This is a genomic window from Bradyrhizobium shewense, assembly GCF_900094605.1.
In the GTDB taxonomy this organism is placed as follows: domain Bacteria; phylum Pseudomonadota; class Alphaproteobacteria; order Rhizobiales; family Xanthobacteraceae; genus Bradyrhizobium; species Bradyrhizobium shewense.
In genome coordinates, this window is the sequence record NZ_FMAI01000005.1 from 281,133 (window position 1) to 300,345 (window position 19,213).

Consider the following 19,213-nt stretch of genomic DNA (forward strand, 5'->3'; position numbering starts at 1 on the left):
TCCCCGGTTTGCGGAAACAGTTGCAGGAATGGAGCGAGGTGGGTCGTCATCCGAACCAGCGGCGTCATACTCTCTCGTTTCCAAAGCGCCCATTAGAGAGATCGACCGAGATTCCTTCTTGCGCGGAGCTGAGAGATTCTTGCGCAATGATATCAGGCACATCGCCGCGAACCCAGAAGAGTACTCGGACTTCGTCTCCCAGAAGGCTGAGCGCGCAGCGACGGTTGCTGGAAGTTACGTTAACACCTACGACGATCCAAATATGCCAGCACGATTTTACAGCTACCGGTTGGGCGACGAGATTGTCGGGCTTCTAAGAGCAGGAGGCCCGGCTCGGATTAAAGGAGACCATTTTCAGCAGCAGTTTGGGCGCAACGATATCACATCCGTCGTAGATCTTAGGGTGACTCATCCGCTTGTCGAGAACGCTGGCGATATCTTGCTAGAACATCAACTGCGAGAGGACGGGGACCATCCGCTGATCTTGTCGCGGCCGGCTCTAGCGGGCATGGAACCTCGTCTAGCGGACATGGGTTTTGTTCAGGTGGGTCGTAACCACTGGGTGCTTGATCCTCACCAGCGCCCCGATGTGTGGGCGAAGAACGAGAACGACGAGTGGCAGCGGTTAGGCAAGCCTACGAAGTATCTTTCCAAAGATGGGGGCAGTGAAAGCTACGAAACGGATTCGTCGGACGATGACCCTTCATTTTACTTGGAGCGCGCTCTTAGTGGGATGCGCATGGAGTAAATTGGCTGCAATAGCAGCAACAGGCCTGAAATGACGGACATTTGACCGTTCTATTCCGGGCTCAACGGTCTTGCTTCAAAGGGGGGGCGCACGCTCGCTGCGTCGCCCCCGCCGGCTGAAACGTCCGTTCAATCTTTCTCCGAAGGCGCTTACGAAGCTGCGGTGGGATGTTCGATCGGAGGGGGCGTAACGGGGGCTCCCTACGGAGTGGCCATCAACGAGCAGCAACGATTAGCCACCGCAGGCAGCTGTCCGGCAAATGGTGCAGATGGCTTGGACCCGTAAGCTGCAGCTGCATGGCCTTCATGGAAACGGCAGCAAGGCCCAAATTGTCGAACTGATTGATCTGAATTATGCGTCGGGTAATTGGGTGACCCAGCAATGGCTGGCTTGCGCGTTGGATTACCACAGACGCTATCAGCCCGGACTTGTACGGTTCTTGCAGGTTGATTGCACAGCGACAATGAAAAGCGTCTTGCAGTAATGGGCGATAAATGAAGCCAAATCCCGTCTACGCGATCTGCAGCTTTAACGACATTCCGAGCCGCCAGGCCATGGGGTTCCACCTTATGGTCGTCGATGATCACGGCAATCACCGGCCGTGGTCCATCATTGTGGTGCGCTGGGGCAAAAAGGTGCTTGGTTACGCCAATAAATGCCCGCACAGGGGCGTCAATTTGGATTGGGAGCCCAACGAATTCCTCGATCCAGATGGTATCCGGCTGATGTGCGGCAAGCATGGTTCGACCTTCGAACTCGGCACCGGCCGGTGCGTCGAAGGTCCATGTCAAGGTAGAGCGCTCACGCCGATCGCGTTGGCAGTTCTGGATGGTGATATCTGCGTCGTTGGTGTGCATCTTGTCGAAGACGATGCATCGGCCAATAACTGAAGGCCGCGCTCAGACCGGCCGGTTCTCGTTGCGGTTCTTCACGGGCTCCATCCTCTTTAGCCCGTCGTCGTACGAAATCTTCTCATATGACAGGTCGAGATCCTTCGCGGCATCGAGGAGGTAATCAAGCTTGCCGCCCGGATCGAGTTTCTTGATTTCGTCCTTGTTGAGCCCGACCAGGTCCATCATCTCCTTCCAAACCGTGGATTCATCGCACGGTAGGACGTGGAAGCTAATATCACCGAACTTCACTCGGTATTTCGCCAGTAAATCAATGTTGTTGCAAAACATGAAGTAGCTGCCGGTTGGGCTTAAGGCGCCGTCAAGGACGGTCGCGACGTCAGCAAGATAGGCGAAGGAATGCAGGTAGCCGGCCAGCACCGGAATAGTGCGTTCGCCGTCCTGCGCGATCGCCAACACCTGCTCAATCGAATAGTCTGGCGGCCGTTTCTCGTCCGCGACCTGAGTCTGGAATTTTAACGCCACGTCGCCGCGAAAGCCGAACCGGCCCGGCTTGGTAGTCCCGCCTTTGAGTACGGCATTGAGCAGGCGGCCCTCCTTCTCAATTCTGCCGAGTGCGGTGTTCTCGATTGCAGTCATTAAATTCTTCCTCGATCTAAGCTCTTCACCGACGCCTTGGCCGGTGCCAGATGCGATGCAAATTGCTTGCCGCCGCATGAGTAGGGGCCTTCGCCGTAGCTTACAAAGAAAGCGGGTCAGTGGCTGCGATCGCGTCAAGGAGCCTTGTCGGGAACCCGACACCGGTTTCAACGCCAACAGGGCGATCCGAAAAAGGGAGCATCATCAGGCGTCTGCGCGCTGGCACGTGATTTGCCCTTAGCAGCGAGATCAAGCTGATGAGGGAAAGTCGTGATCAACCTGACCGATAGCGCAGTGAATGCAATCAAGAGCGCGATTTCATCGTCGACGCACCCGACCGGCGGTCTGCGCGTCATGATCGAAGCAGGCGGCTGCAATGGATTGAAATACAAGATGGGTCTGGTCGAAGAACCGAAGCCTGACGACACCGTGCTCGAATGCGACGGGCTGAAGGTGTTCGTTGATAACAAGAGCCGTGAGCATCTGATCGGCACGACCATCGATTTCGTGATGGCACTGGAGAGTTCTGGCTTTACCTTTCACAACCCGAACGCCACCGCGAACTGCTCATGCGGAAAATCGTTCAGCTGATGAGGGGGAGACATCGAAGCATGCCGGCCGAACCAGGACAACTGAGGCAATCGTCGTTCACTGCAACAGACCGAGAGCTTCGCATTCGCGGCGCAATCGAAGAGATCCGACCCAATCTGCAACGCGAGGATGGCGACTGTCTCCTGATCCGGATCGATGGCAGCAGGGTCATGGTCAGGCTGACCGGCGCCTGCATGTTGTGTAAGCTTTCGAGCGTGACGCTGAAAGGCATTCAGGCGCGGCTGGTCGATAAACTCGGCGAATTGGTTCGCCTGCTCCCCGTCGCTTCTGCAGGCAAGGCAGTGCATTGAGCGAAAATCGAGTGCAGATTTACTTCGATAACAATGCAACGACGCGGACCGACCCATCGGTCTTGCAAGCCATGTTGCCGTTCTTCACCGAGCAATTCGGCAATGCCTCGTCCACGCATGCCTTTGGCAGCGAGGTCGCAGTCGCTGTGAGGCAGGCCCGGCGTAGCTTGCGGGGCCTGCTAGGGAACGCATACGACCATGAAATTGTCTTCACTTCGGGAGGGACCGAGGCCAATAATGCCGCGGTCCTCTCTGCGCTTGCGACACAGGAAGACCGGGACGAGATCGTCACCACCTCAGTTGAGCACTCCGCCGTTCTTGCGCTAACCGAGCAATTGGCGACAAGAGGAGTCAAGACGCACATCGTACCCGTAGATGCCCGCGGCCGGCTCGACATCGAGGCGTTTCGCGGCGCACTCGGGCCACGCACAGCGGTTGCCTCGGTTATGTGGGCCAACAACGAGACCGGAACGGTGTTTCCCGTGGAGTTTCTGGCCGGGTTGACCCGTGAGGCGGGCGCGCTGTTTCACACCGATGCGGTCCAGGCCATCGGCAAGGTGCGCGTGAACCTAAAGGACAGTGCGATCGACATGCTGTCGCTATCCGGGCACAAACTGCACGGCCCCAAGGGGATCGGCGCGCTATATTTGCGGACAGGGACAAAATTCCGGCCGCTGATCTGCGGCGGATCACAGGAACGAGGGCGCCGCGGCGGAACTGAGAATATTCCTGGCATTGTCGGCCTGGGAAAGGCCGCCGAGCTTGCGGCGGAGCGGCTCGAACCGGAGCGCGTTCGCATTGGCGCGTTGCGCGATCGCCTTGAGCAGGGAATTTTGCACAATGGCGAGTGCGTCGCGCTCGGCGATATCAGCAATCGATTAGCGAACACGGCCAATATTGCTTTCGATCATCTCGAAGGCGAAGCCATCGCCCACCATCTCAACAGGGCGGGCATTGCCGTGTCGCTCGGATCAGCCTGCAACGCCGGCTCAATGCAGCCATCCCATGTTCTGCGTGCCATGCAGGTGCCGGCGTGGCGGATGCGTGGCGCGGTGCGCTTTTCTCTGTCGCGTGAAACCTCCTTCGCGGAGGTCGATGAGGTCGTGTGCGCAGTGTCCGACATCGTGGCTCGCCTGCGCGCCACCTCCCCCGTCGCAGTCAGGGAGTAGACCTCGTGAAAATCATGATCCGCCGGTCTCCGGACGCGGGCCTGTCGATCTACGTGCCAAAAAAGGATCTCGAAGAGCCAATCGTGGAATCCGAGTACGAGACCCTATGGGGCGGCTGGATCAAAGTAGCTAATGGCTGGGTGCTCGATTTGCCAGAGATGGCGAGCGACACACGGTTACCGATCACAATCAATGCTAAAAAACGGGGCGAGAACGGGGACGTTCCGTGAAGGCGCCCCCGCAGATCGACTTTGTCGATGCTGCCGATGTAAAGGCGATGCTCGTGGACATCGCTGCCGGCCTGAGGGCCGCGAGCATCATTCCCTATCTCGGTCCTGGCCTGGCCGAATTGTGCAGATCCGATATGCCGACCACGCCAGAGGCGTTGGCCAGCTTCTTCGCTAGCAAGGTCGCGCTGCCGCGGCGGGCTAGGGGCAATGCGTGGGCGTCGGCGCAGCATATCGAGATCAGCAAACACCGGTCCACCGTGACGGCATTGATGACGCAGGCCTTCGCTCGGCCAGTCGAGCCGACGCGGTTGCACCATCATCTTGCGTCCCTGTCGCTGCCCGTCATAGTCGACGCGTGGTATGATGCCGCCATGCGCGCGGCGCTGGGTAAGCGCGATGGATGGGGCGAAGTGCAGGGTATCACCCGAATCGGCATTGGCGAGAATCGCTGGTATCGCTTTTACGATTCACTTGGCCAAGAGGCCGGCGGTTCCTTGGCCGGCAGCTGGGCGACTGTGTTGTACAAGCCGCATGGCAGCGTGGAGCCGGCCAACAACTTCCTTATCTCCGACGCTGACTATGTCGAGGCGTTGACCGAAATCGACATTCAAACGCCAATTCCAGACATCATCAAGGAAAGGCGAATCGGACAGACCTTTCTCTTCATCGGCTGTCGCTTCAACGACCAGCTGTTGCGTAACTATGCCCGGCAGATCATCAAGCGCTCGGCCGACACCCACTATGCGATCGTTGATCCCGACGCGCTCTCTCGCAACGAGCTCCGCTTTTTAGTCGAGCAAGGCCTTACACCGCTTGCGATTGGGATCCCTGCCGCGGTTGAGATACTGATCACCCATTAGCGTCCTTGTGAAGCCGAATCCCCAGCTCGTATCGACATATTTGCGAGAGCGGCAACGCGAGAAGACCCGTTCAGATGGAGCCGGGTCCCGGCACTCAGCGCCAGAATGAATGCGCAAGCCATGGAGCGCTGCGTGAGAATGACGACGTATCTGTCGCATTGTCAACAAGCGCATCATTGCATGCTCCTACATGCGCCAGCGCCGATCGTTTCCGCCAACTCGTTGGCGTATGGCTCCAATTTCATCGTCTCCGCCATGGCATGCAAGTTGCTACCCAGCTTCTTGAGGCTCGCTCACGGATGGTCCTGGGGGGCGATGATGCCTGCAGGGAAAAATGAAAATGAACGCGGTCGCCGGACGCGGAAAATATGTCAAAGCTGTAGAGGATAGCGGCAAGATGAAGCCGGCCGCCGAGCATAAGGGCTGCCGCGCTTCGGCCAAGACCGGGCAGGCGAGCTGCGGCTCGCAGGCAGGTCAAGGCGATCTGCCGATCGAAATCTGGGAAAAGGTCAAGAACCATCCCTGCTACAGCGAAGAAGCGCATCATCATTACGCCCGCATGCATGTCGCGGTCGCGCCTGCCTGCAACGTCCAGTGCAATTACTGCAACCGAAAATACGACTGCGCCAATGAATCGCGTCCGGGTGTGGTGAGCGAGAAGCTCACGCCTGAGCAGGCGGTAAGAAAAGTGCTCGCGGTCGCGACCACCATTCCGCAGATGACGGTCCTTGGCATCGCTGGCCCCGGCGACCCCCTGGCCAATCCAGCAAAGACGTTCAAGACGTTCGAGCTGGTCGCCAAGGCGGCTCCGGACATCAAGCTGTGCCTGTCAACCAATGGACTGGCTCTGCCGGACCATATTGATGCCATCGCCAGGTCGAAAATTGACCACGTCACCATCACTATCAACATGGTCGATCCCGAAATCGGCGCCAAGATCTACCCGTGGGTCTTCTTCAACCACAAGCGCTACACCGGCATCGACGCGGCAAGGATACTCACCGAACGCCAGCTGCAAGGCCTCGAGATGCTTAGCGAACGGGGTATCCTATGCAAGGTCAACTCGGTGATGATCCCAAACATCAACGACTACCACCTGATCGAGGTCAACAAAGCGGTGAAGTCGCGCGGTGCCTTCCTTCACAATATCATGCCGCTGATCTCCGCGCCCGAGCACGGCACAGTATTTGGCCTCAACGGTCAGCGCGGACCGACGGCGCAGGAGTTGAAGGCGCTGCAAGATGCTTGCGAAGGAGAGATAAAAATGATGCGCCATTGCCGCCAGTGCCGCGCCGATGCGGTCGGTTTACTCGGGGAGAATCGCAGCGCAGAGTTCACCACCGATAAGGTCATGAGGATGGACGTCCAATATGACTTAGAGATGCGCAAGGCATATCAGGGCAGGGTAGAGAATGAGCGTGCCGCCAAAGTCGCGGCCGCCCAAAAGGAGCTCGCGGAATTTGCCGGAGAGACGAGCGCGATCACTCTTCTAGTGGCCGTCGCAACCAAGGGCTCGGGGTTGATCAACGAGCACTTTGGGCATGCAAAGGAATTCCAGGTGTACGAACTTTCTACATCCGGCGCGAAATTCGTCGGCCACCGCCGCGTGGACGTTTACTGCCAGGGCGGTTATGGCGAGGAGGACAGGCTTTCTGCCATCATGCGTGGCATCCATGACTGCCATGCGGTCTTCGTGTCCAAGATCGGCGGCTGCCCGAAAAGCAATCTGATCAAGGCGGGGATCCAGCCGGTCGATCAATACGCCCATGAGTTCATCGAGAAGTCGGCGATCGCCTGGTTCAAATCCTATCTGGACAAGGTGAAACGCGGGGAGATCCAGCACGTGCAGCGCGGCGACGCTGTGATCCGACAAGGATCTTTGATCTCTGCAGCGTAAGGGGGAATATGTGCCATTCAAGATCATCGCCTCGCAGTGTACGAGCTGCTCAGCCTGCGAACCGTTATGTCCGAACGTTGCGATCTCGGAGAAGGGGGCGAGCTTTGTCATTGAAGCGGCGAAATGCACTGAGTGTGTTGGCCATTTCGACGAGCCGCAATGTGTCGCCGCCTGTCCGGTCGACAACACCTGCGTGGTTGACACATCCTTGCCTCGCTACCAGGCGCCAGCCTAAAGTGCGAGGCCCGTGAGTGGCATGCCAAGAGCTGGTTCTGAAAGCGTCATAAGCGTCGGGCTGCGCGTTGGCGGCGGCGCAGGCACCGGCGTTCGGTCCTCCATCACGATTGCCCTGGGATCGAGGTCGGCGGCACGGGCCTGGCGGTATTTCATTCCGCGCGGTGGTCCAAAGGTGCTTCGCGATGCCGAGAGTGTCCTTCTCGGCAGCGCTGCCATCGTCGATGTGACTGACGATGCCGCGCGAGGATGAAGTGATGCAGGATCTCGCCTGCGGTGGGCGAGGCCGCTCCCCGCATCTCTAAAGGAGCGATCCATGAGGAGCGATACATGAACAGCATCGTTCGCGACAGCGACGTCGTCGAGCTCAGCGAGCCGCCTGTCTTCAGCTTTGGCCAAAAGGTGCGAGCCAAACGCACCATCCGCAATGATGGCACCTATTGCGGCAAGGAGATTGGCGACGTTTTAGTAAAGAAGGGAGAGGTGGGTTACGTCGTATCGATCGGCACGTTCCTGCAGCAGTTCTACATCTACGGCGTCGAATATCTGGAAAGCGGCTACCGAGTTGGCATGAAGCGCAAGGAACTGGAGTCGGTGGACGCCTGCGAGGAGGTCGATGATCTGCCGTTGCCGGAGGAGTTATGACGCAGCCCGGCTTTCCGAAATATCGACGTGGCCAGCGGGTCAAGACCGCAGTCGACCTCATCAACGATAACTCATTTCCCGATACGGAGCCCGAAGGAGTCTTGCTCGCCGCCGGAGCGACCGGTGAGATCATCAACGTCGCGATCCATAACGAAGCGAACGTGCCGATCTACATTGTCGACTTTGGTGAGCAGCTGCTCATCGGCTGTTTTGAAGAAGAAATCACAGTGCTTTGAATGGAGGCTTTCGCCGTGAATGCTGCGCTGATGAGAAAGGTAAAGGCCGGGCTGGTGCCCCACCCCAACGAGCTCGATCGCAAACGGATCGAGCGCGGCTTGAGCTCGCGCAAGCGCTATCTCTACGTCTCTCCGAACGTGACGCCGGTGAGGGGCGGCTACCTCGTCGAGAGCCCCTGTTGCTCGCGCAACATCGACAAGGATGGCGCACTCATCGATGTCGCGCTGATTCTTTATGATGCCGTGAGCGGGATCTGGAAGCTGTTTCGCAAGAATCACGCGCGAGGAATCTGGGAATTTTACAGCCTTTACCATCGGTTGACTTTGGCAATCGACGAATTGAATGCGGATCCGGAGCGTCTGTTTTGGCAATGACGCCCCGCCTTTCACCAGTCATAGAGGAGCCACGATGGCGCTCACCGCGGAGGAAGTGATCGAAATCGAGCGGCTGCTTGCAGCCGATGGCGCCGAGATGGGCCCGTTTGTCGAGCTGCAGCGCCGCTTTCCGCAGCTTGCTTGGGTGCGCTGTGATGCGTCGGATGTGGCGGATCATCCGTTCCGGCAGTTTCCGCGTTTCGACCTTCATCTGATCGATGGATCGGATCACTGCGTGCAGATTACGGCCGATCCGACGCGGGCGACCGGCATCGTATTGGCCAAAAGGAATGTTGGGCTGTGAGCACTGAACTAGCAGAGCATCGGCTTGATGGCGCGCACACTGTGGACGAGAATACATCATTCATTCCACTGTCCGATCCGGATATCACCTTCGCCGAGCTCTCTGCCGTGGAAACGCTGCTATGTTCGCCGCAGATCTCCAACGGGCGGATCGCTGAGGCGTTTGAGCACGCTTTCGCCGCCTATCTTGGGCGCAAATATGCTGTTGCGGTCTCGAGTGGTACCATCGGGCTCCTCCTTGCGCTGAGGGCGCTCGGCATTGGCCCGGGGCAGGAGGTTATCGCCTCGCCCTACTCCTTTCGTGAGACCGCGCATGCCATCAGTCTCGCAGGCGCACGAGCGGTATTTGCAGATGTCGACTATTGGTCGGGAGCATTAGTCCCAGCGAAGGCCGAAGAGCGCATCACGGCCAACACGCGGGCGATTGTCGCCGGCAATCCCAACGGTCATCCAGCGCCATGGTCGGAGCTGCGCGCGGTCGCGCAGCGCCATCAACTGCTGCTTTTGGAGGATTCCACCGAGGCGATCGGATCGAGTTACATGGGTGAGCTCGTCGGCCGGTTTGGCGACCTCGCGGTGTTCGACTTCGCTCAGCCGGTGGCCCTAACCTGTGGCGAAGGCGCAATGGTGGTGACCGACGATATCGACATCGCGGTCGGATTGCGTCGCCATCGCGCCCATCGCCTGGACGAGCGCTCTTCCGTTGTTGTCGGTAGCACGGCGCCTTATCAGGCCGGCATGAGCGATCTGACGGCTGCCTTGGGCCTAGCGCAGCTCGAGCGTCTCGATGAAATCTTGGAGCGGCGTCGGTTCGTCGAGCAGCTTTATCGCGCGCATATGCAATCATTTGAGGGCATCAAGCCGCCTTATGTTGGCCCCGATGTGACCGAGGTGAACTGGTTGCTTTATCTCGTTCATCTGGGGACACGCTTCACGCGATCGGGGCGCGACGCCATTATCGATGATCTGGGCGTCGCGCAGGTTGAATCCGCCGCCTATAGCCAGCCGCTGCACTTGCAACGCCACTACTTAGACTTAGGCTATCGGCGTGGCGATTTCCTGGTTGCGGAAAGAATAGCAGATCGCGCTCTTGCGCTTCCGTTTCACACCCATCTCACGAACAAGCAGATCGAGTTCATCGTCGAGACCATGAAAGATGCGTCGATCAACGTGGGAGCGGGTGCCGCGATCTACTGAGATGCTCGTCGTCCACGACACGGAAGAATGAGGGTTGAATTGCGAAGAGCGTGGTGTTTCTCATCGCGAGAGATGAGCAAACGAGCCGAGGATAGGTCGTCGCAGCGTTGTCGGACACATCGTGATCCACATGGCACGAGCGCGCCGGATTCCGCTGGAGACATGCACTCGTCTTAAGGCCGCAAGAGAAATGCTCCCCAGCGAGCGCGAAGAAGATCTACTCGATAGCAGAGAAGGCGGCGCGTCCAAGGCGCGGGTTGAGAGCCTACGCGTCAAGATGCCCCAAACCAAGCACATCACAGTCGAGATTCTCGGTGTCCGCTCAGGATCTTTAGGGTTACCAAGACAGGGGATCGGTATGAACTCGCAACAAGTCATCATCCACGTCCGCTTCGCTCCGAACGGAAGGGTGATCCAAATCAGCGAGCGTCCGGCGAAGCTCACGCCGAACCAGTGGTTTGACGTCCTCAACACCCGTGCCAGCTCGGCTTATCGGCCGCTCGCTCGTGGCCGTGGGATTTTTCAGCTGAGCCGGACTGCGATCCAAGCCTTCAAGCAGGAAACTGCGAGGCCGGGATGAGCGAACCTATAATCGGCAACCTGATGAGCGGTCACATCGAGGTTTTTGCCGTCTGTCCGGCCGATGCCATCGAGCGGAGTGAGGCCATGGGCTTTAGCCTATCGCGGATTGATGATAGGGGCGAGAGCCGGCCGTTTCCAATTATTGTGGTGCGCACCTTCGGCAATGACTACCTCGGTTACGTCAATCGTTGTCCGCATGAGAGCGCCTGGCTCAACATCGGCTCCGGTGCGTTTTTCTCGGCGGACCGCACCTTTCTCAGATGCGGCCGGCACGGTGCAAGATTCGAGATCGACACTGGAATGTGCATCGACGGCCCTTGCGATGGACGATCGCTCGAGCCGGTAGCGCTCGCCGTGATCGAAGGTGAGGTCTGCCTGTGCGGCGTCAAGCTGCTCGAGGACGATCGGTTTTCTGACCCCTTCGGGGACAGCGACGAAACCATGGATATCACGATCCATCCGGACTAACGGGTCTATCTCTTTGTTGTGCTCAAGCTGCCTGAGGCGCTTTGCCCTCGGATGAGGCCATTGTACTCGTGAGCGTTGGCAGATGCGTGTCACAGCTTTTGATTTGTGAGACAAAACGGATGCCTCGTCTGATTGCGCCTTGCACTCCGCGACCTCCGCAGCACCAACAAGCTGCTCTTGCGCTGGCTCGTCAAATCGAGCCGGCAGGCGGGACATGCTTCCATTGCAGCACTTTGGAGCCGGTCAGGCAATCACGCTCGATGAAGAGCTGACGTCATCGCCCGGTGGCATCCCGACCCAGGTCGCCTATTGCCGGCGATATGTTTAAGCGGGAAATGCCCCCGGCGGCTGGAAGTTCGCCGAGGGCGCGTCTGGGCTTGGAGAACGGCGCGGACCCAGACTGACAGGACCGTTTGGCCAGGAGTAATGACGATCCTGTGTCAGAAGGCCGGCCGGCGCAGCCAGCATTATTCCCTGCGCTGCAACGCGGCGCTCTTAGCGAATCGCGCCACCATCGTCCGTTAGGGCCGGTTAGGACCAAATGCATTCATGGGCACGTGTTCGTTGTTCCGCATTTGCAGCTGCAAGCGCGTCTTGACGCGTATCGTGCGAAGTGTGGTCCCAATTTGGGACAGTTGTGTTGCGGTTTAACGTTGCTGCCGACGGGATTGTGACCCGCTTGGTCTGCAGCCTCAAAGGTAGCTCGGCGATCAGTCCTGCCTCGTTGGGCTCTCGCGACAGGCGCTATCTGTTGAGCAAACGATAGATGGGCAGCGGCGGAACGCAGCGTCCAGCTTCAGGGCGAAAAAGATGCTGTGGGCTCGTGCTGGTCAAATGCGGCCAGCCGATCACGATGGCAGAACAACGGCGCTCAACTCACCGCATGATCTTTTTAGGCGGCTCCAGGGTCATGAGGATCGCTGCTCATTCCAAGATATGATAGCGCAAGAGCTCGGCAAAATAATCGAGAGTCGTGGTCATTCTGCGTACGAACTGCAGAAGGTTGAAGGGTCAAACACAATGCGAGGTTTGTCGTGTCCGAAACAGAAGCGAACGACATTGTCTCAACCGTCGCAATAATTGTTAGTCGCGCAAAGCAAGGCATCGATGCAGAAACGAACGTTACGCATGTGGTGTGTAATTTGCTTTGGAGAAGTTGGATGGTGAGCAAGTGATGCGGGAGCAGAAAGATCGCGATGAGGGCAGAAGAGGTTGGATTGATCAAGGAGGCTGCTCTGGACGCGAAGACATCTATCGCTGATCTTCAGCGACGACAATCACTATGGCGCCCGCTCATTTTGCCTGCTTTGGCAAGCGCGAGTGGGAATTAGCATCAATTGGTCGATGCGGCGTTTATTGGTAAGAGATTGTGGGGGGCGATGTGCTCGCATCTTGTCTCTTCTCAGATGAAGCCCATTGATCACAGGATAGGCGCATGAACTCAGAAACCGAATTCGAGCTTCCTCAACTTTATAGGCATCATGTCTTTGCCTGCAACACGCAGCGTCCGCCAACTCATCCGCACGGCAGCTGTGGCGCCTCCGGCGCGCAAGCCCTCTGGGATCGAATGGCCAAGACGATCGAAGCGGAAGGCCTCAACGGTATTGGCTTCACGATGGCAGGCTGCCTTGGCTTTTGTAACTCTGGTCCCTTGATGGTCGTCTATCCCGATGGAGTGTGGTATCGCGCGACCACGCCTGAGGATGTCGACGAAATCTTAAACTCCCACCTCAAGCAGGGCAAACGTGTCGACCGTCTTGTGATGGTGTTAAAGCGAAGCTAGAGGCCGATTAGCGGCGACTTGCCCGGGCTAGCAAGCATCGACGGCTTGTCCAGCGATGAGCTGGCCGCTCGGAGGTCAGAGCGTCTGAGATTTAGCGTAGCTATCACGCCCCGGATTTGAGAACAGCAAGTCATTGACGTTTCCGCGGCGTGCCGCCTTTCTTCTCTGGCCTAATCGGCAAATGGCGCCTTTGCGCGCATGCTGAGTCGATCTGTTTGTGTACTGTCACTCCATGCCGCGCGATAATGGCTCTCCGCGTCTCGCGAGATGAGGCGTCCTCGACGCGTCATCTCGCTCTGCTTGCACTGCGGTGAGATTAGGGGACGCGCTCGATGAGCTCGCCGCGTCCTGGTTGATCAAACGGACTCCCTTTCTGATCCTGTTCCAGCCTCAGAACTTGTAAGTGACGCCGCCGCTGACGAGCCACGGGTCGATGTTGGCGCGCCCGGTGACGGCAATCGTATTGTTTACGGTCGCGGAGTACTCCGGCCGCAGCCATAGCTTCTTCACGTCAAAGTTGAGGCCCCAGTTACGATCAAGCATGTAATCGAAGCCGAATTGGACCGCCGCGCCGAATTGGTTGCTGATGCGCAAATCCGTAACGGCAAGACCGACCAGCGACGTATTGGCTGCCGATTGGTTGAAGAATGTGGTGTAATTGATGCCCGCGCCGATATAGGGCTTGAGCGCGCCGAAATCGGTGAAGTGATATTGCAGGGTCAGTGTTGGCGGCAAAAGCCAGGCTTTGCCGATATCGAGGCCAGTAAGCGCGCCATTGCCGCTGATGTGGTGGCTGGTCACGCCGAGAATGAGTTCGGCGGCAACGTTTTTTGTGAAGAAATAGGTGATGTCGAGCTCGGGTATGGCTTGATCGCTGATCGAAAGCCCAGACCTTGGTGAGGACAGCGAGGGCGCCCCGGCGACGCTGACTGAGCTGCCTGCGGTATCCGGCAAAACGCCAAGCACGCGGAGGCGGATCATCCATGGATTAGAGGGTTCGATCGGGGGCGCTTTATAGTAGATCGACGCCCGGCCCAGATCTGCAGCCTGTACCGGGATGTTGGCCAACGAGGCCGCTAGCGCGAGGAGTGATGCCCTCGTCAGAACTGTCCTTGTTCTCATCGAATTCTCCATTCCAAAATTCGCGCGAAGAGCCGCGCGAGATCTCTGTCACACACGGGGAATGGCGGAGGATTTGATGCCGATCAAAATGGGAGCGGGCAGAGCGCAATTATGCCGCTAAGTTGCATAAGCATCACGGCCGCGAAGCCTGGAGATCTGTTCTGATTGTTATTCACTTCAAGAGAGCCGGGTCTCTTCAAGAAACCACCTCTCGGCTCGGTGCTCTGATCCAATCCAGGCCGCGGACGTCATGCGCGATAAGCGGCAACTGTCGCGGCCTCTCACAAGGACGCGCGGCATTCGAGCGCAACAATATAGGCGATGTCCCTTACGGAACAGCCACTCGCGCGGGCCGTCTCAGCGAAGGTCCCGTGGCCTATTGCCCGTGAAGGAGGCCGGAAGTGGGAAACGTCATCTTTGGCTTGTTTGATGGGCTGGGGGACGCTCCTTCGTTTCCTCAGGTCTGCGGACAACGCGTGGGGTTTGCTTCGTGCAAGCATCCCTCGAGATCATCTTGCGTCTTGCGGCCAAGCAGCGACAGCACGGGCTCATGATCAAGTCCGGCACAACGTGCCCCGTCAACGTCGATCAGCGGTCGTCGTATCAGGAGCGGATCGCCGACCATCAATGCGAGTGCGCTTGCAGCGTCGATAGTATCGGGATTGACTTCGCCTGACTTGATACGTGCCGCAGCTCGGTTGAACCAGGAGGCGACGGGCATATTGCCGAAGAAGCCGCGTAATTCCTCCGCATCCCATGGCTCCTTCAAGATGTCTTGGGCGATCACGTCGTGGCCGGCGGACTTCAGCGCTTGAATCTGACGCGCGTTAGTGGCGCAGCCGGGTTTCTGATAAAAGATGATCGTCGCCACGACATACCTATGTAGGCGCGCCGAGCTGAACGATTGGCACGGCGCGGCTGCTTCGGGAGCCTGTTCAATTTCTTGCCCGATCATCTCCAAAGTCAGCGCACCAAGCCCCGTACCAATGGTATGCAACCTCGCCGCTGATGCGCCAGGTTTCGGGCCCGACCGGCATATTCACTGTCGTCAAATCGGAGCAAGTTCCGTTCCACACCTGAAGGCATCGGAACAGATCGCCCCAAATCGGCTTTTCGCGTTGATGGTTGTGGTCGTTGTTAGTTTTCTGACAGCCGCGGGTCCTGTTAGATCCGAAACAGCCAAGACCTTGCTCACCGGCTAGTTGGTTTTCAGAAACGTAATCAGAAGCTTAAGGAGCGCGGTCAAGCGTTGGCACGGCGGTTGCTAATAAGCGGCAGCAACACTGAGTGAGGGCTGAGTGCACGCCGACGCGTAAGACGAGCGATGCGCTCCTTCCCTTGAACCCGTGTGCCCCCGTTTCTGCGAGAGAAACAAGCTCGCGCGCAAGAAGCGCGCAACTTTTGGCAAATCGGTTGATGGAGAGCAACATGTCTTCACTGAGACAAATCGCGTTTTACGGGAAGGGCGGCATCGGCAAGTCGACCACTTCGCAAAACACGCTGGCGGCGCTGGCTGAGATGGGTCAGAAAATCCTGATTGTAGGGTGCGACCCGAAAGCGGACTCGACCCGCCTGATTCTGCACGCCAAGGCGCAAGACACGATTTTGAGCCTTGCAGCGAGCGCCGGCAGCGTGGAGGACCTCGAGCTCGAGGACGTAATGAAGGTCGGCTACAAGGACATTCGCTGCGTGGAGTCCGGTGGTCCTGAGCCGGGTGTCGGCTGCGCCGGCCGCGGCGTCATTACCTCGATCAATTTCCTGGAGGAGAACGGCGCCTACGAAAACATTGACTATGTCTCATACGACGTGCTCGGCGACGTCGTTTGCGGTGGCTTTGCGATGCCGATCCGCGAGAACAAGGCGCAGGAAATCTATATCGTGATGTCCGGTGAAATGATGGCGATGTATGCCGCGAACAACATTTCCAAGGGAATCCTGAAATACGCAAACTCTGGCGGCGTGCGGCTGGGCGGTCTGATCTGCAATGAGCGGCAGACCGACAAGGAGCTGGAATTGGCGGAAGCGTTGGCCAAGAAGCTAGGCACTCAGCTGATCTACTTCGTGCCGCGCGACAACGTGGTGCAGCATGCCGAGTTACGCCGCATGACGGTGCTCGAATATGCACCCGATTCCAAGCAGGCCGATCACTATCGCAATCTTGCGACCAAGGTTCACAAAAATGGCGGCAAGGGCATCATCCCGACTCCAATCTCCATGGACGAGCTCGAGGACATGCTGATGGAGCATGGCATTATGAAGCCCGTAGACGAAGCCATCGTCGGCAAGACCGCCGCCGAACTCGCGGCCTCGTAAAGGTCGCGAGTCGCTCGGCCTTGTGAAGGCGCGCGACGAATGCCGGTCCCCCGCCCATCCCGGGAGGCCGGCATTCTGACGATCGACCCTGATCAAAACCAGGTTGCGGCAGCGCAAGCCTGACCATTGTGGAAACTCGCAAAATTATGTCCGAATCGCACTTCCTTCCGTTGAGGGCTGCTTGTGCCATTGATGCCAACAGCCAGATGCACAGGGGAATTGCAACCTACAGCCTGCTCACCGGTGTGCCTCCTGCAGATGCCGATATTGCCGTTGACAGCAATCTCGATCGCCATGTCCTGGCGTCTATCTTGGCGGCTGCCACAATGGATGGTGGCTCCCTTCCCGAGAAGGCCGGCCTGTCCGGCCTTGAACTGGCGACCTTGCTGGAGCAGTACTTTCCCTCGCTTGAGATCAAGCTCGTGGAGCAGCTCTCGGTTTTCAAGTGCGAAGAGGACGAAGAGATCGCAATGCTGCGCGATCTCTTGCTCAAGCAACGCTCAACGGAAGGGGATATCGGCCACTGGCTGGCTGCGATGATCGCGCGGCGCGCCATTGAGCCAGGCCATCTGTGGGAAGCTCTTGGCTTGCGCGATCGCGGCGAACTCTCTCGGCTGCTGAGCCGCCATTTCGCGCCGCTCGCCTTGCGCAATGTCAACAATATGCGCTGGAAGCGCTTCTTCTACCGCATGCTTTGCGAGGATGAGGGCCTCGTGATGTGCACGACACCCGTGTGCACGCATTGTGTCGACTTCAACCTCTGCTTCGGCGAAGAAAGCGGTGAGAGCCGGATGGCCGAGCGCCGGCGCGATTTTCTGTTGCAGGCGGCTCGGCCGGTCGTTGCCGGCGACTGGCCATCTGAACTGCCACAAGGGTCCGCGATCGCACCATCATCGGAGAAAGCCTCGCAGGATTTGGTAAGCCGCGCGGAAGGTTGAGGGCGCGGCTGACGCCGTTTTGAGCGAGTGACCATGTGTCAAGGCGGCGGCGGGCTCAAGTGCTCCGCAACAATTCTCACATCCTGGCGCGCCGCTACTGCATTAAAGTTCGAACTCGGCGGGGCAATAGGCGAGGCGTCCGCTTCATGAGCCTGTCGCATTTACGACAATCCATTTGCTGAAGCTTAGGTAGGTCAAACAATGAGGAGCTCTCGCGTGATTGCCGCTAGCACCGCCGCAAAATCGTCTTGGTCCGATCAGGTGCGCGCCAAGCCCACCGTGCTCAACGACACGACATTACGCGACGGCGAGCAGGCACCTGGCGTTGCGTTCACCACAGAGGAAAAGCTAGCGATCGCGCAGGCGCTTGCGCGGGCCGGAGTCACGGAGATCGAGGCGGGAACGCCGGCGATGGGCAACGAGGAGATCGCCGCCATTCGCGCCATTGTCGAAGCAGATCTTCCGCTGACCACCATAGGCTGGTGCCGGATGCGGGAATCGGATGTCGATGCGGCGATCGAAGCAAAGGTGTCCATGATCAATATGTCGATCCCGACCTCCGATGTTCAGATCGCGGCCAAGCTAGGTGGTCATCGCAACCTGGCGCTGGAACGGGTGAAGCGAGCGGTAGGCTATGCCTGTGCGCGCGGACTTGAGGTCGCCGTCGGTGGTGAGGACTCCTCCCGCGCCGACATCGATTTTCTCATCAGACTGATGGCAACTGCAAAAGCCGCGGGCGCGCGTCGCTTTCGTATTGCAGATACACTCAGTGTGCTCGATCCCGACGCAACCTACGTGCTGGTCAGGAATTTGCGTGCGACCACCGATCTCGAACTCGAATTTCACGGTCACGATGATCTCGGACTCGCAACCGCCAACACGCTCTCCGCTATCAAGGCCGGCGTGAGCCACGCCTCAGTGACCGTCATCGGGCTGGGCGAGCGGGCCGGAAATGCCCCGCTCGAGGAAATCGCGGTCGCACTCAAGCAGCTCTACGGGCGCGAGACCGGCATCATACTCCCGGAGCTCGAGAACGTCGCCGCGGTGGTAGCAGCCGCGGCCGCACGTGCGATTCCTATGAACAAGGCCATCGTCGGAGAGCATGTATTTACGCACGAATCCGGCATTCATGTCGATGGCCTTTTGAAGGATCAACGCACCTATCAATCGCTTGATCCCGTTTTGTTTGGCCGCTGCAACCGCTTTGTGATCGGCAAGCATTCCGGACTTGGGGCGATCACCGCGTTACTCGATGAACTGCAGCTCGTCGCCAGCGCCGATCAAGTCAGACAGATTCTGTCGCAAGTGCGCAAATATGCCATCGAGCACAAGGGGCCGGTCGAGCGCGAAACCGTGGCGGCGATCTGGCGCGACGTGTGCGGATGCCTGGCAACCCACCCCGCGTGAAAAGCCGTGTCCCGCAGCGTTTGCGTAAACAGACGCGCCGCAAGGACGGCGTCCGATATCGCTGATGGGCCCGAACGGCGTCCAGCTTTCGCACGTCAGATCCCCTGGCGTGATCTCACCTCCAGATCTTACTTCCCGTTCCGCCATACATGCTGTGATCTCCTACCCAATGGCGAGCCGCCCCGCACTGCCAATCGGCGTCTTCTCGCGCTGAGTTCCGGTCCGGCGACCGTCCTGACGAGCGTCAGCCTCGATCGGGGTTTGGCCATTGATCCCGCCAGCAGTCAACAGGCGTCACCCCATCTCATTTACCG

At 58.5% G+C, this 19,213-nt stretch carries 23 protein-coding genes; 20 read left to right on the forward strand and 3 right to left on the reverse strand.

Annotated features, from left to right (window positions below; genetic code table 11):
* Positions 1 to 28 precede the first annotated feature (28 nt).
* Entirely contained in the window at positions 29 to 748 is a 720-nt protein-coding gene (locus tag GA0061098_RS12325) for a host specificity protein (RefSeq protein WP_091956564.1), read from the forward strand.
* Between the two features lie 494 nt (positions 749 to 1,242).
* The gene (locus tag GA0061098_RS12335) at positions 1,243 to 1,638 is read left to right on the forward strand and encodes a Rieske (2Fe-2S) protein (RefSeq protein WP_091956566.1); all 396 of its coding nucleotides are present in this window, start codon (positions 1,243 to 1,245) and stop codon (positions 1,636 to 1,638) included.
* A 9-nt stretch (positions 1,639 to 1,647) separates the two neighbouring features.
* Here the strand turns inward: GA0061098_RS12335 and GA0061098_RS12340 are convergent, their stop codons facing one another.
* Entirely contained in the window at positions 1,648 to 2,238 is a 591-nt protein-coding gene (locus GA0061098_RS12340) for a hypothetical protein (protein WP_091956567.1), read from the reverse strand.
* Positions 2,239 to 2,508: 270 nt separating this feature from the next.
* Here GA0061098_RS12340 and GA0061098_RS12345 point away from each other — a divergent pair, with 270 nt between their 5' ends.
* The 15 genes from GA0061098_RS12345 to GA0061098_RS12415 all read left to right on the forward strand — a co-directional run bounded on the left by GA0061098_RS12345 (position 2,509) and on the right by GA0061098_RS12415 (position 13,119).
* A complete protein-coding gene (locus GA0061098_RS12345; protein WP_091956568.1) occupies positions 2,509 to 2,829 on the forward strand; it encodes a HesB/IscA family protein in 321 nt (106 codons plus the stop codon).
* Between the two features lie 20 nt (positions 2,830 to 2,849).
* Complete coding sequence (locus GA0061098_RS12350; protein WP_091956569.1) at positions 2,850 to 3,140, forward strand: NifU family protein; 291 nt, start codon at positions 2,850 to 2,852, stop codon at positions 3,138 to 3,140.
* Positions 3,137 to 4,309 (forward strand): cysteine desulfurase NifS, encoded by a 1,173-nt coding sequence (nifS, locus tag GA0061098_RS12355; protein WP_091956570.1) that lies wholly within the window; start codon positions 3,137 to 3,139, stop codon positions 4,307 to 4,309. Before GA0061098_RS12350 ends, nifS begins: the two co-directional genes overlap by 4 nt.
* Before the next feature lie 5 nt (positions 4,310 to 4,314).
* Entirely contained in the window at positions 4,315 to 4,539 is a 225-nt protein-coding gene (nifT, locus tag GA0061098_RS12360) for a putative nitrogen fixation protein NifT (RefSeq protein WP_091956571.1), read from the forward strand.
* On the forward strand, positions 4,536 to 5,399 hold the full coding sequence (locus GA0061098_RS12365; protein ID WP_091956572.1) for an SIR2 family NAD-dependent protein deacylase: 864 nt from the start codon (positions 4,536 to 4,538) through the stop codon (positions 5,397 to 5,399). Before nifT ends, GA0061098_RS12365 begins: the two co-directional genes overlap by 4 nt.
* 397 nt (positions 5,400 to 5,796) lie before the next feature.
* Positions 5,797 to 7,296 carry a nitrogenase cofactor biosynthesis protein NifB gene (nifB, locus tag GA0061098_RS12370; protein WP_091956649.1) on the forward strand — a complete coding sequence of 500 codons (1,500 nt, stop codon included), beginning with the start codon at positions 5,797 to 5,799 and terminating at the stop codon, positions 7,294 to 7,296.
* A gap of 10 nt (positions 7,297 to 7,306) precedes the next feature.
* Positions 7,307 to 7,531 carry a 4Fe-4S binding protein gene (locus tag GA0061098_RS12375; RefSeq protein WP_091956573.1) on the forward strand — a complete coding sequence of 75 codons (225 nt, stop codon included), beginning with the start codon at positions 7,307 to 7,309 and terminating at the stop codon, positions 7,529 to 7,531.
* A gap of 329 nt (positions 7,532 to 7,860) precedes the next feature.
* Entirely contained in the window at positions 7,861 to 8,175 is a 315-nt protein-coding gene (locus tag GA0061098_RS12380) for a nitrogen fixation protein NifZ (RefSeq protein ID WP_091956574.1), read from the forward strand.
* Positions 8,172 to 8,411 (forward strand): nitrogen fixation protein NifZ, encoded by a 240-nt coding sequence (locus GA0061098_RS12385; RefSeq protein ID WP_091956575.1) that lies wholly within the window; start codon positions 8,172 to 8,174, stop codon positions 8,409 to 8,411. The genes GA0061098_RS12380 and GA0061098_RS12385 overlap by 4 nt, the downstream gene beginning before the upstream one ends.
* A 15-nt stretch (positions 8,412 to 8,426) precedes the next feature.
* Positions 8,427 to 8,786: a DUF3024 domain-containing protein gene (locus tag GA0061098_RS12390; protein WP_430649259.1), complete on the forward strand. Its 360-nt coding sequence runs from the start codon at positions 8,427 to 8,429 to the stop codon at positions 8,784 to 8,786.
* A gap of 34 nt (positions 8,787 to 8,820) precedes the next feature.
* Positions 8,821 to 9,090, forward strand: coding sequence for a DUF6129 family protein (locus tag GA0061098_RS12395; protein WP_091956577.1), 270 nt, complete (start codon positions 8,821 to 8,823; stop codon positions 9,088 to 9,090).
* Between the two features lie 41 nt (positions 9,091 to 9,131).
* Positions 9,132 to 10,286, forward strand: a complete 1,155-nt coding sequence (locus GA0061098_RS12400; protein ID WP_091956578.1) for a DegT/DnrJ/EryC1/StrS family aminotransferase — start codon at positions 9,132 to 9,134, stop codon at positions 10,284 to 10,286.
* Positions 10,287 to 10,407: 121 nt separating this feature from the next.
* Complete coding sequence (locus GA0061098_RS47200) at positions 10,408 to 10,866, forward strand: hypothetical protein (protein WP_347337524.1); 459 nt, start codon at positions 10,408 to 10,410, stop codon at positions 10,864 to 10,866.
* A 23-nt stretch (positions 10,867 to 10,889) separates the two neighbouring features.
* Positions 10,890 to 11,336, forward strand: coding sequence for a Rieske (2Fe-2S) protein (locus GA0061098_RS12410; RefSeq protein WP_091956651.1), 447 nt, complete (start codon positions 10,890 to 10,892; stop codon positions 11,334 to 11,336).
* Positions 11,337 to 12,771: 1,435 nt separating this feature from the next.
* Positions 12,772 to 13,119, forward strand: a complete 348-nt coding sequence (locus GA0061098_RS12415) for a (2Fe-2S) ferredoxin domain-containing protein (protein ID WP_091956579.1) — start codon at positions 12,772 to 12,774, stop codon at positions 13,117 to 13,119.
* A gap of 390 nt (positions 13,120 to 13,509) precedes the next feature.
* Here GA0061098_RS12415 and GA0061098_RS12420 read toward each other — a convergent pair whose 3' ends face one another.
* Entirely contained in the window at positions 13,510 to 14,253 is a 744-nt protein-coding gene (locus GA0061098_RS12420) for an OmpW/AlkL family protein (protein ID WP_165637310.1), read from the reverse strand.
* A gap of 445 nt (positions 14,254 to 14,698) precedes the next feature.
* Positions 14,699 to 15,112: an ArsC/Spx/MgsR family protein gene (locus GA0061098_RS12430; RefSeq protein ID WP_091956582.1), complete on the reverse strand. Its 414-nt coding sequence runs from the start codon at positions 15,110 to 15,112 to the stop codon at positions 14,699 to 14,701.
* 557 nt (positions 15,113 to 15,669) lie between these two features.
* Between GA0061098_RS12430 and nifH the strand changes: the two genes are divergently transcribed.
* The 3 genes from nifH to nifV all read left to right on the forward strand — a co-directional run bounded on the left by nifH (position 15,670) and on the right by nifV (position 18,899).
* The gene (gene nifH / locus GA0061098_RS12435; RefSeq protein WP_091956652.1) at positions 15,670 to 16,554 is read left to right on the forward strand and encodes a nitrogenase iron protein; all 885 of its coding nucleotides are present in this window, start codon (positions 15,670 to 15,672) and stop codon (positions 16,552 to 16,554) included.
* A 146-nt stretch (positions 16,555 to 16,700) separates the two neighbouring features.
* Positions 16,701 to 17,492: a nitrogen fixation protein NifQ gene (locus GA0061098_RS12440; protein WP_091956583.1), complete on the forward strand. Its 792-nt coding sequence runs from the start codon at positions 16,701 to 16,703 to the stop codon at positions 17,490 to 17,492.
* Between the two features lie 216 nt (positions 17,493 to 17,708).
* Positions 17,709 to 18,899: a homocitrate synthase gene (gene nifV / locus GA0061098_RS12445; RefSeq protein ID WP_430649260.1), complete on the forward strand. Its 1,191-nt coding sequence runs from the start codon at positions 17,709 to 17,711 to the stop codon at positions 18,897 to 18,899.
* The last annotated feature ends 314 nt before the right edge of the window (positions 18,900 to 19,213 follow it).